Annotated in this window: 11 protein-coding genes; 2 read left to right on the top strand and 9 right to left on the bottom strand. The window is 68.9% G+C overall.

The features are described 5' to 3' along the window. Positions 1 to 47: 47 nt before the first annotated feature. A complete protein-coding gene (gene purD, locus AC3IS2_RS10765; RefSeq protein ID WP_489197751.1) occupies positions 48 to 1,325 on the top strand; it encodes a phosphoribosylamine--glycine ligase in 1,278 nt (425 codons plus the stop codon). A gap of 48 nt (positions 1,326 to 1,373) precedes the next feature. Here purD and AC3IS2_RS10760 read toward each other — a convergent pair whose 3' ends face one another. Then, positions 1,374 to 2,072: a murein L,D-transpeptidase catalytic domain-containing protein gene (locus AC3IS2_RS10760; RefSeq protein ID WP_489197750.1), complete on the bottom strand. Its 699-nt coding sequence runs from the start codon at positions 2,070 to 2,072 to the stop codon at positions 1,374 to 1,376. Between the two features lie 128 nt (positions 2,073 to 2,200). Here AC3IS2_RS10760 and AC3IS2_RS10755 point away from each other — a divergent pair, with 128 nt between their 5' ends. After that, positions 2,201 to 3,517 carry a metal-dependent hydrolase family protein gene (locus AC3IS2_RS10755; RefSeq protein ID WP_489197749.1) on the top strand — a complete coding sequence of 439 codons (1,317 nt, stop codon included), beginning with the start codon at positions 2,201 to 2,203 and terminating at the stop codon, positions 3,515 to 3,517. A gap of 176 nt (positions 3,518 to 3,693) precedes the next feature. On the opposite strand, the gene AC3IS2_RS10750 is transcribed toward AC3IS2_RS10755, so the two are convergent. From AC3IS2_RS10750 to AC3IS2_RS10715, 8 genes are all read right to left on the bottom strand, one after another. After that, entirely contained in the window at positions 3,694 to 4,887 is a 1,194-nt protein-coding gene (locus AC3IS2_RS10750; RefSeq protein ID WP_489197748.1) for a phosphoglycerate kinase, read from the bottom strand. Positions 4,888 to 5,004: 117 nt separating this feature from the next. Next, complete coding sequence (gene gap, locus AC3IS2_RS10745) at positions 5,005 to 6,012, bottom strand: type I glyceraldehyde-3-phosphate dehydrogenase (RefSeq protein WP_489197747.1); 1,008 nt, start codon at positions 6,010 to 6,012, stop codon at positions 5,005 to 5,007. Positions 6,013 to 6,126: 114 nt separating this feature from the next. Next, positions 6,127 to 7,428, bottom strand: coding sequence for a S41 family peptidase (locus tag AC3IS2_RS10740; protein WP_489197746.1), 1,302 nt, complete (start codon positions 7,426 to 7,428; stop codon positions 6,127 to 6,129). A 54-nt stretch (positions 7,429 to 7,482) separates the two neighbouring features. Then, complete coding sequence (locus AC3IS2_RS10735; RefSeq protein ID WP_489197745.1) at positions 7,483 to 7,740, bottom strand: YbdD/YjiX family protein; 258 nt, start codon at positions 7,738 to 7,740, stop codon at positions 7,483 to 7,485. Further along, positions 7,733 to 9,820 (bottom strand): carbon starvation CstA family protein, encoded by a 2,088-nt coding sequence (locus tag AC3IS2_RS10730; protein WP_489197744.1) that lies wholly within the window; start codon positions 9,818 to 9,820, stop codon positions 7,733 to 7,735. The genes AC3IS2_RS10735 and AC3IS2_RS10730 overlap by 8 nt, the downstream gene beginning before the upstream one ends. Positions 9,821 to 10,084: 264 nt before the next feature. Then, on the bottom strand, positions 10,085 to 11,278 hold the full coding sequence (gene purT, locus AC3IS2_RS10725; RefSeq protein ID WP_489197743.1) for a formate-dependent phosphoribosylglycinamide formyltransferase: 1,194 nt from the start codon (positions 11,276 to 11,278) through the stop codon (positions 10,085 to 10,087). A 4-nt stretch (positions 11,279 to 11,282) separates the two neighbouring features. Next, positions 11,283 to 11,675, bottom strand: coding sequence for a VOC family protein (locus AC3IS2_RS10720; RefSeq protein WP_489197742.1), 393 nt, complete (start codon positions 11,673 to 11,675; stop codon positions 11,283 to 11,285). Further along, positions 11,672 to 12,514, bottom strand: a complete 843-nt coding sequence (locus AC3IS2_RS10715; protein WP_489197741.1) for an alpha/beta hydrolase — start codon at positions 12,512 to 12,514, stop codon at positions 11,672 to 11,674. Before AC3IS2_RS10715 ends, AC3IS2_RS10720 begins: the two co-directional genes overlap by 4 nt. Position 12,515 lies beyond the last annotated feature (1 nt).

Raw genomic sequence — 12,515 nt, 5'->3', positions numbered from 1 at the left:
CCTTTCCCCCGCTTGACCCGCGCGGCGCGGGCGGTCATTGCGCACGCATGAACATTCTGCTCGTCGGATCCGGAGGGCGTGAGCACGCCCTGGCCTGGAAGATCGCCCAGTCGCCGCTGGTCAAGCGGCTTGTCGCCGCGCCCGGCAATCCCGGCATGGCGAAGCACGCCGAGCTGAAGCCGGAGATCAAGGCGACCGACGTCGAGGCCCTGGTCGCCCTCGCGCGCGAGATGAAGGCGGACCTGGTCGTGGTCGGGCCGGAATCGGCGCTGGCCGAGGGCCTGGCCGACCGGCTCAACACCGTGGGCATTCCCTGCTTCGGCCCGACCGCCAAGGCGGCGCAGCTGGAGACCTCCAAGGCCTTCTCCAAGGCCTTCCTGGAGCGGCACGACATTCCGACCGCCGGCTACGGCGTCTATGACCGCGTGGCGGACGCCAAGGCGGCGCTGGACGTGTTCAAGCCGCCCTACGTCATCAAGGCCGACGGTCTGGCGGCGGGCAAGGGCGTGGCCATCAGCCCCGACAAGGCGGACGCCGAGGCCGAGATCGAGCGAATGCTGGGCGGGCGCTTCGGCTCGGCCGGATCGCGCGTGGTGATCGAGGAGTTCATGGACGGCGAGGAGGGCTCGCTGTTCGCCCTGTGCGACGGCCAACGCGCCGTCCTGTTCGGCGGGGCGCAGGATCACAAGCGCGCCTTCGACGGCGACATGGGGCCGAACACGGGCGGCATGGGCGCCTATTCCCCGGCGCCGGTCTTCACCCCGGAACTGGTGCAGCAGGCTGACGAGCGCGTGGTGCAGCCGACCATCCGCATGATGGCCGCCGAGGGCGCGCCCTATCGCGGCGTCCTTTACGCCGGGCTGATGGCGACGAGCGAAGGCCCCAAGGTGGTCGAGTTCAACGCCCGCTTCGGCGACCCGGAGTGCCAGGTGCTGATGATGCGCTTCGACGGCGACATCGTGCCCCTGCTGCTGGCCTGCGCGCGCGGCGACCTGACCAAGGCCCCGGCGCCCCGCTTCAAGGACGGCGTGGTCATCACCGTGGTTCTGGCGGCCAAGGGCTATCCCGACAGCCCGCTGGAAGGCTCGGTCATTCGCGGCGCGGATCAGGACTTCGGCCCCTACGTCCAGGTCTTCCACGCGGGGACCAGAAAGCGCGAAGACGGGACTTTGGTGGCCGCCGGCGGGCGTGTGCTGAACGTCTGCGCCCGTGGCGTCGACGTCGCCGAGGCGCGCGCTCGCGCCTACGAAGCCATCGCCAAGATCGACTGGCCCGGCGGTTTCCACCGCACCGACATCGGCTGGCGCGCGCTGGAGCCGCGCTAAGAAGCGGCTCTGGGACTCATGGAGCCGCGTTAAGCGGCTCCTTAAGGTTCAGGTCATGGCGAACAGAAGCCGGCCCTCGCCCATGCGTTCGCGCAGGGGAACCAGGTCGGCGTGGGACACCGAGAAGCAGCCGTAGGACCGGCCCAGCTTGCCTTCGCGGGCCAGGAAGGCCGGGTCGGCGTAGTCGGCGCCGTGGATGATGATGGCCCGTTCGCGCGCCCTATCGTTGGAATATTCCAGCCCGTCCAGCAGGACGTTCGGCCCTTGCTGCGAACCCCAGTTGGCGCCGGCCGTGGCGTAGGCGCCGATCGAGGACATGTGGCTGTCCATCTCGTTCGAGAAGCGCTGGGCGAAGCCCGAGTGCGCCGGGTCGGAGCCGCGACCGTGGCTGGTGCGATAGGCCGTGACCCAGCCGCCTTCCAGGTCGACTTCGTACAGGCGATCCTCGCCCGAGAACTTCTGGAAATCGACCAGATACATCCGGTCGCGCTTGCTGATCTTGCGACCGTGGGTGTCGAGCGCGGCGCGGGCGCGCTCCAGCAGATCCTTGCGGACGATCCCGTGCGGGTCGATGGCGGGGCCGCTCGCCGTGGCGATCGAAGCCGGCCGAGGCGTTGCGGTCGGGACCGGAACGACGGGAAGGCTGGCAGGCGCGGCGCCGGCGAGCTGAACGGTGGAGGCGGCGGAGGAGCACCCCGCCAGCAGGGCCGAACCGCCCAAGATCAAGCCACGTCTGGAAAGCCGCATGCGACGCCCCTCGCACGATTTAAACAACTGTATCGGCTTGTTTCACAAAGGTCCGTAACGACGCAACCTGAGCCTTGGCGAAAGCGTCCCAGCGTCTAAGGTGACGGCGGATGTTCTGGGAGGGACCGATGAAGAAACTGGCTCTGATTGTGGCCGCCGCCGTTCTGACGGCCACCTCGGCGCAGGCGCAACAAGCCCCTGCGGCCTCTTCGGTTTCCACCGAACAGCCGACGACGTTCGTTCAAGTGGGGCGGCTTCTGGCCGATCCGGCCAGCGGCCGCGTGCTTCGCGATAAAACTCTCGTGATCAGAGGGAACCAAGTCGTCGAAATCCGCGACGGCTTCGTCGGCGATGGAAAAGTGGTCGACCTGCGCGGCGCCTTCGTCCTGCCCGGCCTCATCGACAGCCACGTTCACCTGACCAGCCAGCAGAGCCCGACCTCGCGTCTGGACAATGTGACGGAGTCCGAAGCCACCCAGGCCATGATCGGCGCGCGCTACGCCCGCCGCACCCTGAACGCCGGCTTCACCACCGTCGCCGACCTGGGGGCCAGCAACGAGGCCATCTTCGCCCTGCGCGACGCCGTGCGGCGCGGCGACGTGCCGGGGCCGCGCATCATCGCCTCGGGCTCGGCCGTGTCGGTTCATGGCGGGCATGGCGACATCAACGGCTATCGCGAGGACATCATGCATGTCCTGTCGCCGGAAAGCGTCTGTTCGGGCGTCGAGGACTGCATGCGGGCCGTCCGGCTGCAGGTCCGCAGCGGCGCCGACATCATCAAGATCACCGCGACCGGCGGCGTCCTGTCCAATACGGCGGCGGGCCTGGCCCAGCAGTTCAGCGAGGACGAACTGGCCGCCATCGTCGCCTCGGCCCACCGCATGGGACGTCAGGTCACGGCCCATGCCCACGGCGTCGACGGCATCAACGCCTTCCTGAAGGCGGGCGGGGATTCCATCGAGCACGGCACCTATCTGGACGACGAGTCCATGCGTCTGTTCAAACAGCATGACGCCTGGCTGGTGCCGACCCTGATGGCCGGGGACTTTGTGGCGCGCGTGGCCGCCAGCCCCGACAACTTCTTCAGCCCCGCCCAGACCGCCAAGGCGCTGGAAGCCGGGCCCAAGATGCTGGACATGGCGCGTCGCGCCCATGAGGGCGGGGTCCGCATTGCGTTTGGCACCGACTCGGGCGTCTCGGCCCACGGCGACAATGCGGGCGAGTTCGTGCTGCTGGTGCGCGCCGGCCTGACCCCGCTGGAGGCCATCCAGGCCGCCACCGTCGGCGCCGCCGAGCACCTGAAGATCGCCAACGAGGCCGGTCGCCTGGCGCCGGGCATGCCCGCCGACCTGATCGCGGTGTCGGGCGACCCGTTGAGCGACGTCACCGAACTGCAGCGCGTGCGCTTCGTGATGAAGAGCGGTCAGGTCTTCCGCGCCGACTGACCCGCTTGGTCAAAATCCCGTCCTTCTCGGTGAGAAGGACGGGGATCGGTCTCGAGCCTGATCGGTTGAGGAGGAATCGCTTCGCGATTCCGCCGATGCCGTGAATCAGGCTCTCCGCATGATGCTGGAGCGAATATCTGGGTTGGAATGCGATCCGCATTCCAACCGATTTCGCTCTAGGCGCGCAGGGCTTCGACGCCCGGCAGGACCTTGCCCTCCATCCATTCCAGGAAGGCGCCGCCGGCGGTGGAGACGAAGGTCATGTCGTCGGCCGTGCCCGCGTGGTTCAGGGCCGCGACGGTGTCGCCGCCGCCGGCCACGGCGACCAGCTTGCCGGCGTGGGCCAGTTCGGCGGCGTGCTTCGCCGCTGCAACCGTGGCCTTGTCGAAGGGCGGGACCTCGAACACGCCCAGCGGGCCGTTCCAGATCAGGGTCTTGGACAGGTCCATGGCGCGCGCCAGACGGGCGACAGTCTCGGGACCGGCGTCCAGGATCAGGTCGTCGGCGGCGATGCGGTCCAGGGCGCGCACGCCCGAGTCCACGCCCGGCTTCACGCCCTTGGCCACGACCACATCGACCGGCAGCAGCAGCTCGCAGCCCTTCTGGCGGGCTTCCTCGATGATTTCGAGCGCGGTGTCGGCCAGGTCCTTCTCGCACAGCGAACCGCCGACATCGACGCCTTGGGCGTGCAGGAAGGTGTTGGCCATGCCGCCGCCGATGGCCAGGTAGTCCAGCTTGGCGACCAGGTTCTTCAGCAGGTCCAGCTTGGTCGAAACCTTGGCGCCGCCGACGATGCCGATGACCGGCTTCTGCGGATTGCCCAGCGCCGCGTCGAGCGCCTGAAGCTCGCGCTTCATCGCCTCGCCGGCGTAGGCGGGCTTAAGGCGGGCCAGACCTTCGGTCGAGGCGTGGGCGCGGTGCGCGGCCGAGAAGGCGTCGTTGACGTAGAGGTCGCCCAGTTCCGCCAGCTGGGCGGCGAAGGCCGGGTCGTTCTTTTCCTCGCCCTTGTGGAAGCGGACGTTCTCCAGCAGCAGGACGCCGCCCGCGTCGAGGTCGGCGACGGCGGCCTTGGCCTCATCGCCCACGCAGTCGTCGGCGAAACGGACGGGGCCGTGCAGCAGCAGCTCCAGCGGCTCGACCACCGGGCGCAGGCTCATCGAGGCCACGCGCTCGCCCTTGGGCCGGTCGAAGTGGGCCAGCAGCACCACCTTGGCGCCGGCTTCGCGCAGGCGGTGAATGGTCGGCAGGGCGGCCTTCAGCCGGGTGTCGTCCGTGACCTTGCCGCCCTCCATCGGCACGTTGAAGTCCACGCGGACCAGAGCGGTCTGGCCGGACAGGTCAGCGGCGTCGTCGAGGGTGCGGAAGGTCATTTGGAAGATCCGTCTTTGGAATGTCGGGCCTTGGCCCATCGTCTTGAAACAAGGGGCCCTCAGCCGATCGGCGAGAGCCCCTTGATAGGTCGGCAGTCAGTCAGGCGCGAGGCCGGATCAGAGGAACTTCGCCATCGCCAGGGCGGTGTCGCTCATGCGGGTCGCGAAGCCCCATTCGTTGTCGTACCAGCTGAGGACGCGCACCAGGGTGCCGTCGATGACCTGGGTCTGGGGCAGGGCGACGGTCGAGGAGGCGGCGACGTGGTTCAGGTCGGAGGAGACCAGGGCGTCGTTGGTCGTGACCAGGACGTCCTTCATGGCGCCGTCGGCGGCGGCTTGCAGGGCGGCGTTGACCTCTTCCTTGGTGGTGGCGCGGGCGGCGACGATCTTCAGGTCCACGGCCGAGACGTTCGGGGTCGGGACGCGGATCGACGAGCCGTCCAGCTTGCCCTTCAGTTCCGGCAGGACCAGGCCGACGGCCTTGGCGGCGCCGGTCGAGGTCGGGATCATCGACAGGGCGGCGGCGCGGGCGCGATACAGGTCCTTGTGCATCGTATCCAGCGTCGGCTGGTCGCCGGTGTAGGCGTGGATGGTGGTCATGTAGCCGCGCTCGATGCCGACCAGTTCATGCAGAACCTTGGCGATCGGGGCCAGGCAGTTGGTGGTGCACGAGGCGTTCGACACCACGATGTCGTCGGCCGTCAGGATGTCGTGGTTGACGCCGAAGACGATGGTCTTCTCGACGCCGTCGGCCGGGGCCGAGATCAGGACGCGCTTGGCGCCGGCGGTCAGGTGGGCCGAGGCCTTTTCCTTGGAGGTGAAGATGCCCGTGCATTCCAGGGCGATGTCCACCTTCAGTTCGGCGTGCGGCAGGTTGGCCGGGTCGCGCTCGGCCGTGACCTTGATCTTGCCGGTGCCGACGTCGATCCAGTCCTCGCCCGTCGTGACCGTGCCCGGGAAGCGGCCGTGCACCGAGTCGTAGCGGAACAGGTGGGCGTTGGTCTCGACCGGACCCAGGTCGTTGATCGCCACGACTTCGATGTCCGTGCGGCCATGCTCGACGATCGAGCGAAGCACAAGGCGGCCGATGCGGCCGAAGCCGTTAATGGCGACGCGAACGGTCATGGGGAGGTCTCCTGAGCAAGGGCAAGTTTGTTTGGATGCCTTCTCGGACTATCGGCGTCTCGATTCAACCCCGCCGCCATAACAAGGTGTGTTCGGGTGTAACCGAAAGCGAACCTAGGCGGAGCGTCGCAGCAGCCGGCTGGAGCCTGTCTGGCTGTCGAGAACTTCCAACCCCGTGACGCGTCCTTCGCCGTCGCGCAGGAAACGGATACGGCGATAAGGCTCGTTCACATCGAAGAAGAGGTCGGGCGACAAGGGGCGCAGCCGCCATGCCGGGCGGCGCTCGGACCGCCAGGTCAGGCCGTCGTCGCTGGCGCGAACCTCCGAGTTGCCGTAGGCGCCGAGGTAGGCGGCTGCGTCGAACGGGGCGGCGGGGGCGTCCAGGGCCTCGCGCACCCAGGCGGCTTCGGTCGCGGCGGCGGGGGCGGCGGTCGACTGCCCGGCGAGGGCGGCTTTCCAGGCCGTCTCCAGCGCGTCCTCGGCGGGGACAGCCACGTCGGGACGGACGCCGACCTGTTCCCAGTTGGCGCCGGTCAGGGGATTGGTCGGCGAACCGGTCGAGATGAAGACGCGATAGCCCGACGGCGTGGTCGCCGGCCCGCCCGGATTGGCCGCGCCGCCCGACGTCTCGCCGACGATGACCGCGCGCCTGGCGGCCTGCAGCGTATAGGCGAAGGCCTCGGCCGCCGAACCGGTGCGGGCGCTGATCAGGACATAGACCGGCACGTCCACGCGCGGCGCGGCGTAGGGCTGGGCGGGGGCCTCGCTGCTTTCGCCCTCGCGCGAGCGGAAGCGGTTGTAGACGTCGGCGTCCGGCCCGACGAAGGCGCTGACCAGATAGCCGACCATGGCGGGCGAGCCGCCGCCATTGTGGCGCAGGTCGAAGATGACGGCGTCGGCGCCGGAGATCAGTTGAAGGGCAGCGTCGACCTGTTTGCGGGCGGGATCGTCGGCCCCTTCGAAGTCGGCGAAGAAGCGCATGTCGATCAGGCCGACATTGCCGGGCAGGATCTGAACCGCGCGGAAGCCCTGGCCTCCACGGGCGGCGACCACGGGGAAGGGCACCGGGGCGAGGCCCGACGAAGCCATCGCCGATGGGATTTGGGCGGGCGTCGAGAGCGTCGGTCGGCTGACGCTGAAATGCTGATCGTAGGGTTCAAGCCGCGCGGTCAGCGCCGTTTCCAGGTCGCGCGGATCGGTCAGGCCGTCGTAGCGGCCCGCGGCGGCTTCGGCCTCCAGCGCCGCGGCGATGGTTTCGGCCTTGGCGGGATCGAAATAGGCGTCGCGGATGGCGGCGGCGACCTGGCCGACGACGACGCGCGGCGCGGCGGGGGCCTCGGCCTGTCGCGCGAACGCGGGCGAGGCGGCGAGGAGCAGGGCGGCGGCAAGGCCGAGGGCGTTGGCGGGCGCTTTCATGCCCGCCACCTTATGCCGTCGCCCGGTCTTGGCGAGTGAACTCGCGGTAAGGTCTCAGCAGCAGCGGAAGGCGCCGCCGGCGCCGAAGCGCCGCTGTTCGTGCAGGCGGAAGAAGGCGGTGCGGTCCAGCGGCGGCTGGTCCGGGTGGGTCGCCTCGGCGTGGGCGACATAGACCTCATAGTCGGGCTGGCCGACCATGAGGCTGGCGGTGCGGCGGGCGTCCTTGCCCCACCGCATCAGCGCATCCCGGCAGACGCAGAGCAGGTCTGCGCCTTCGCCGGTCGGGGCGCTCTGAGGCGAGGGCCTAGGCACGGGCCGCGTCCATGGCTTCGTCCGCCAGCGTCAGTTCGTGGGCGGCGGGCTGTTCGACCACGGTGGGTTGGCTGTTCTGACGGGCCTTGAGGCAGGCGCGGACGCCATAGACCACCATGGTCAGGACCACGAACAGGAAGCCCGCCGTCAGGGCCGAGTTGACGTAGTCGTTGATGATGATCCGGTGCATGTCGCCCGCCGTCTTGGCCGGGGCCAGGATGTCGCCGGCGGCCAGGGCCTCCTGATACTTCCGGGCATGGGCCAGGAAGCCGATCTTGACGTCGGAATGCAGCAGCTTCTGGAAGCCGGCGGTCAGGGTGCAGATCAGCAGCCAGACCGCCGGGACCGCCGTGGCCCAGGCGAAGCGCTCGCGCTTCATCTTGAACAGGACCACGGTGCCGAGGATCAGGGCGACGGCGGCCAGCATCTGGTTGGCGATGCCGAACAGCGGCCACAGGCTGTTGATGCCGCCCAGCGGGTCAACCACGCCGGTGTAGAGGAAATAGCCCCACAGGCCGACCGTCAGGGCCGTGGCCACGACGTTGGCGGTCCAGGACTTGGTCTCGCGCATCTTGGGCACGGCGACGCCCAGCAGATCCTGGATCATGAAGCGGCAGACGCGGGTGCCGGCGTCGACCGTGGTCAGGATGAACAGGGCCTCGAACAGGATGGCGAAGTGGTACCAGAAGGCCATCATGGCCTTGCCGCCGATGACGCCCGACAGGATGTGGGCCATGCCCACGGCCAGGGTAGGCGCGCCGCCCGCGCGCGACAGGATGGAGTGCTCGCCCACGTCGCGAGCCAGCTGTTCCAGCTCGCCGGGGGTGATGTGGAAGCCCCACTGGGCCACGGCGGCGGCGGCCGAGACGGCGTTGTCGCCGATCACCGCGACCGGGCTGTTCATGGCGAAATAGACGGCCGGGTCCAGCACCGTGGCGGCGATCAGGGCCATGATGGCCACGAAGCTCTCGCACAGCATGGCGCCATAGCCGATCAGCGGGATCTGGTTCTCGTTCTCCAGCAGCTTGGGCGTGGTGCCCGACGAGATCAGGGCGTGGAAGCCCGAGACGGCGCCGCAAGCGATGGTGATGAACAGGAAGGGGAAGAGGGCGCCGGAGAAGACCGGGCCGGAGCCGTCGATGAAGGGGGTGATGGCGGGCATCTGGATATGCGGGCGCACGATCAGGATGCCGACGGCCAGGGCGACGATGGCGCCGATCTTGAGGAAGGTGGACAGGTAGTCGCGCGGCGCCAGCAGCAGCCAGACCGGAATGACCGAGGCGACGAAGCCATAGGCCATCATGGCCAGGGCCAGGGTCGTGCCCGACAGGGTGAAGGCCGGACCCCAGAAGGGATCAGCCGCGATATGACCGCCGCCGATGATGGCCAGGATCAGCAACACGACGCCGATCACCGAGACCTCGCCCACGCGGCCGGGCCGCAGATAGCGGGTATAGAGACCCATGAAGACGGCGATGGGGATGGTGGCCGCGACGGTGAAGGTGCCCCACGGGCTCTCGGCCAGGGCCTTGACCACGACCAGCGCCAGAACGGCCAGGATGATGACCATGATCATCAGCACGCCCACCTGGGCGATGATGCCGGGGATGGGGCCCATCTCGGTGCGGACCATGTCGCCCAGCGAGCGGCCGTCGCGGCGGGTGGACATGAACAGGACCATCATGTCCTGCACCGCGCCGGCCAGCACCGCGCCGACCAGGATCCACAGGACGCCGGGCAGATAGCCCATCTGCGCCGCCAGCACCGGCCCGACCAGAGGCCCCGCGCCCGCGATGGCCGCGAAGTGGTGGCCGAACAGGACGTTGCGGGGCGTGGGCACATAGTCGAGCCCGTCGTTATGGCGCACGGCGGGCGTGGGCCGTTTCGCGTTCAGGCCCATGACCTTGCCGGCCAGGTAGCGGGCGTAGAAGCGGTAGGCGATGGCGTAGACGCAGAGCGCCGCCACCACGATCCAGACGGCGCTGATGCTCTCGCCCTGATGCAGGGCGATGACGGCGAGGGCCACCGCCCCCAGTATGGCGATGGCGCCAAAAATTAGCGCGGTCTTGAGCTTGCCCATGGCGAAACGGTCCTCCGGGCCGACTACGTGCGACCTTTCGGCATTTCTGAACCCTTTAGGGCCTGGGCGCCAACCGACTAAAGTCGAAGGTCGGCGGGTTTATTTTACAGTCAGGGCCAGCGTTGCGGCGTTTCTCCTCCCCATTCCATGGGGAGGTGGCGCGGGTGCGCAGCGCCCGTGACGGAGGGGCCGCTTCATTCAGGCGCAGAAGCCCCTCCACCGCTACGCGGTCCCCCTCCCCATAGAATGGGGAGGAAAGAAGCGTCAGGGTTTGACGACGCGGACCTTGCCTGCCGCTTCCGCCGCGCGTTGGCGCGCCTGATCCGTGTCGGACCCACGCGCCAGGGCGACGCCCATGCGGCGACGCTCATACGCTTCAGGCTTGCCGAACAGACGCAGGTCGGCGGTCGGGACCGACAGGGCCTCGGCCACGCCCTCGAAGATGACCCCCTCGGCCTCCATGCCGCCGTAGATAACGGCGCTGGCGCCGGGCTCGCGAAGGGTGACATCCACCGGCAGGCCCAGGATGGCGCGGGCGTGCAGGGCGAACTCGCTCATGGTCTGGGTCGCCAGCGTCACCAGGCCGGTGTCGTGCGGACGCGGCGAAACCTCCGAGAACCAGACCGTGTCGCCCGTGACAAACAGCTCGACGCCGAAGACGCCGAGACCGCCGAGCGCGTCCGTGACCTTGCCGGCGATCTCCTGCGCGGCCTTCAGCGCGGCCTCGCTCATGATCTGGGGCTGCCAGCTTTCGACATAGTCGCCCTTCTGCTGGCGGTGGCCGATGGGGGCGCAGAAGTCGGTTCGCACCGCCCCGTCGCGCAGCGAACGCACCGTCAGCAGGGTGATCTCATAGTCGAAGTCGATGCGGCCCTCGACGATGACGCGCGTCGTGTCGACCCTGCCCGAAGCCAGGGCGTAGTCCCAGGCGTCGGCTACGGCCTCGGCGGTCTCGACATAGGACTGGCCCTTGCCTGACGAGGACATGACCGGCTTGACGAAGCAGGGGAAGCCGACGGCCTCGGCCCCCGCCGCCAGTTCCTCGGCGGAACCGGCGAAGGCGTAGGGGCTGGTGGGCAGGCCCAGTTCCTCGGCGGCCAGACGGCGGATGCCCTCGCGGTTCATGGTCAGCTGGGTGGCGCGGGCGGTCGGGATGACCCGGGCCATCCCCGCCGCCTCGATGGCCGCCAGGACGTCGGTGTCGATGGCCTCGATCTCCGGCACGATGATGTGCGGGGCCTCGGCCATGATCAGGCCGTTCAGCACCTGAGGGTCGGTCATCGGAATGACGTGGCTGCGGTGCGCCACCTGCATGGCCGGGGCGTTGGGATAGCGGTCCACCGCGATCACCTCGGCGCCCAGACGCTGCAGCTCGATGGCCACCTCCTTGCCCAGTTCGCCCGAGCCGAGCAGCATGACGCGGGTGGCGTTGTCGGTAAGCGGCGTGCCGATCTTCATGGCGTCAGGCTCCGGTAGCAGGTTCGATCAGGTCCCAGGCGTTGCCGTAGAGGTCTTCGAAGACCACCACCTTGCCATAGGCTTCGTGACGGGGCGTTTCGCGGAAGACCACGCCGGCTTTGAGCCAGGCGGCGTGATCGCGCATCAGGTCGTCGGTGTAGAGGAAGAGCCAGACGCGCCCGCCCGCCTGATCGCCGACGCGGGCCAGTTGTTCGGGCGTCACAGCGCGGGCCAGCAGCAGCGAGGTCTGGCCGCCTTTGGGCGTCACGCGGACCCAGCGTTTTCCGCCGCCCATGTCGGCATCCTCGCTGAGCTCGAAGCCCAGCTTGCCGACATAGAAGGCGACGGCCTCGTCATAGTCGCGGACCAGCAGGCTGACGGCGCCGAGATGGCTCATGAGGTCGGAACCGCATAGAGGCGGCGGAAGGCGTCCAGGGCGGCGCCGTGATAGATGGTGGCGTGGCTCTCGGTCGGGCGCGGGGTGAAGGTCCAGTTGACGCCGGGCAGGGCGTGATCGCGCAGATTGGCGGTCAGGACGTCCATCGGCGTCTGCATCTCCTCGCCCTCGTCGCCGAGCGTCAGGATCAGTGTGCGCGGGTCGTTGGAATGATCGCGCAGATGCGCCCCCGACTGCTGCGCCAGAACGCCGCCGTCCCACCACAGGCTGGGGCTGACGGCGACATAGGCGTCGAACATCTGCGGTTCCTTCAGGAAGGTCTCGACCACGAACAGGCCGGCCAGGGACTCGCCCATCAGGGCGGTCTCGCCGTTGGTGCGCAGACGGCCCTCAATGAAGGGCTGGACCTCCTCGGCGACGAAGCGGCGGAAGCGGTCGGACTGCCCCTGCGTCGGATAGCGGGCGATCAGTTCGGGGGCAGCGGTCGGCAGGGCCAGTTCGTTGCGGCGGTCCACCGAGGCGATGCCCACGACGATGACGTCGCGCGTCGTGCCGACGATGGTCCCCAGCTGGGCGATGCCCGAGATGTGGTGGAAGTCCTGATCCTGACCGCCGTCGAGGACGTAGAGGACCGGATAGGTCTGGCCGCTGCGCTCATAGCCGGGCGGCAGCCAGACGTTGATCTGGCGCGTCTGGCCCATGACCGTCGAGGGCAGGGCGTAGGAGTGGCCGATGACGACGGGCGTCTCGACCGCTGCGGGGGCGGCGGTCTCGGCCAGCACGGGTGCGCCGCCCGCCATCGACAAGCCGAAGCTGAGGACGAGGGCGAGGCGGCGCATG

Source organism: Brevundimonas sp. KH_025, from assembly GCF_057839885.1.
Note: the sequence above shows the minus strand (reverse complement) of the source record. Positions and strands in the feature narration are given on the sequence as shown.

Coding starts and splice junctions, on each gene's coding strand:
- purD (WP_489197751.1), top strand. CDS start 48: ATGAACATTCTGCTCGTCGGATCCGGAGGGCGTGAGCACGCCCTGGCC.
- AC3IS2_RS10760 (WP_489197750.1), bottom strand. CDS start 2,072: ATGCGGCTTTCCAGACGTGGCTTGATCTTGGGCGGTTCGGCCCTGCTG.
- AC3IS2_RS10755 (WP_489197749.1), top strand. CDS start 2,201: ATGAAGAAACTGGCTCTGATTGTGGCCGCCGCCGTTCTGACGGCCACC.
- AC3IS2_RS10750 (WP_489197748.1), bottom strand. CDS start 4,887: ATGACCTTCCGCACCCTCGACGACGCCGCTGACCTGTCCGGCCAGACC.
- gap (WP_489197747.1), bottom strand. CDS start 6,012: ATGACCGTTCGCGTCGCCATTAACGGCTTCGGCCGCATCGGCCGCCTT.
- AC3IS2_RS10740 (WP_489197746.1), bottom strand. CDS start 7,428: ATGAAAGCGCCCGCCAACGCCCTCGGCCTTGCCGCCGCCCTGCTCCTC.
- AC3IS2_RS10730 (WP_489197744.1), bottom strand. CDS start 9,820: ATGGGCAAGCTCAAGACCGCGCTAATTTTTGGCGCCATCGCCATACTG.
- purT (WP_489197743.1), bottom strand. CDS start 11,278: ATGAAGATCGGCACGCCGCTTACCGACAACGCCACCCGCGTCATGCTG.
- AC3IS2_RS10720 (WP_489197742.1), bottom strand. CDS start 11,675: ATGAGCCATCTCGGCGCCGTCAGCCTGCTGGTCCGCGACTATGACGAG.
- AC3IS2_RS10715 (WP_489197741.1), bottom strand. CDS start 12,514: ATGCGCCGCCTCGCCCTCGTCCTCAGCTTCGGCTTGTCGATGGCGGGC.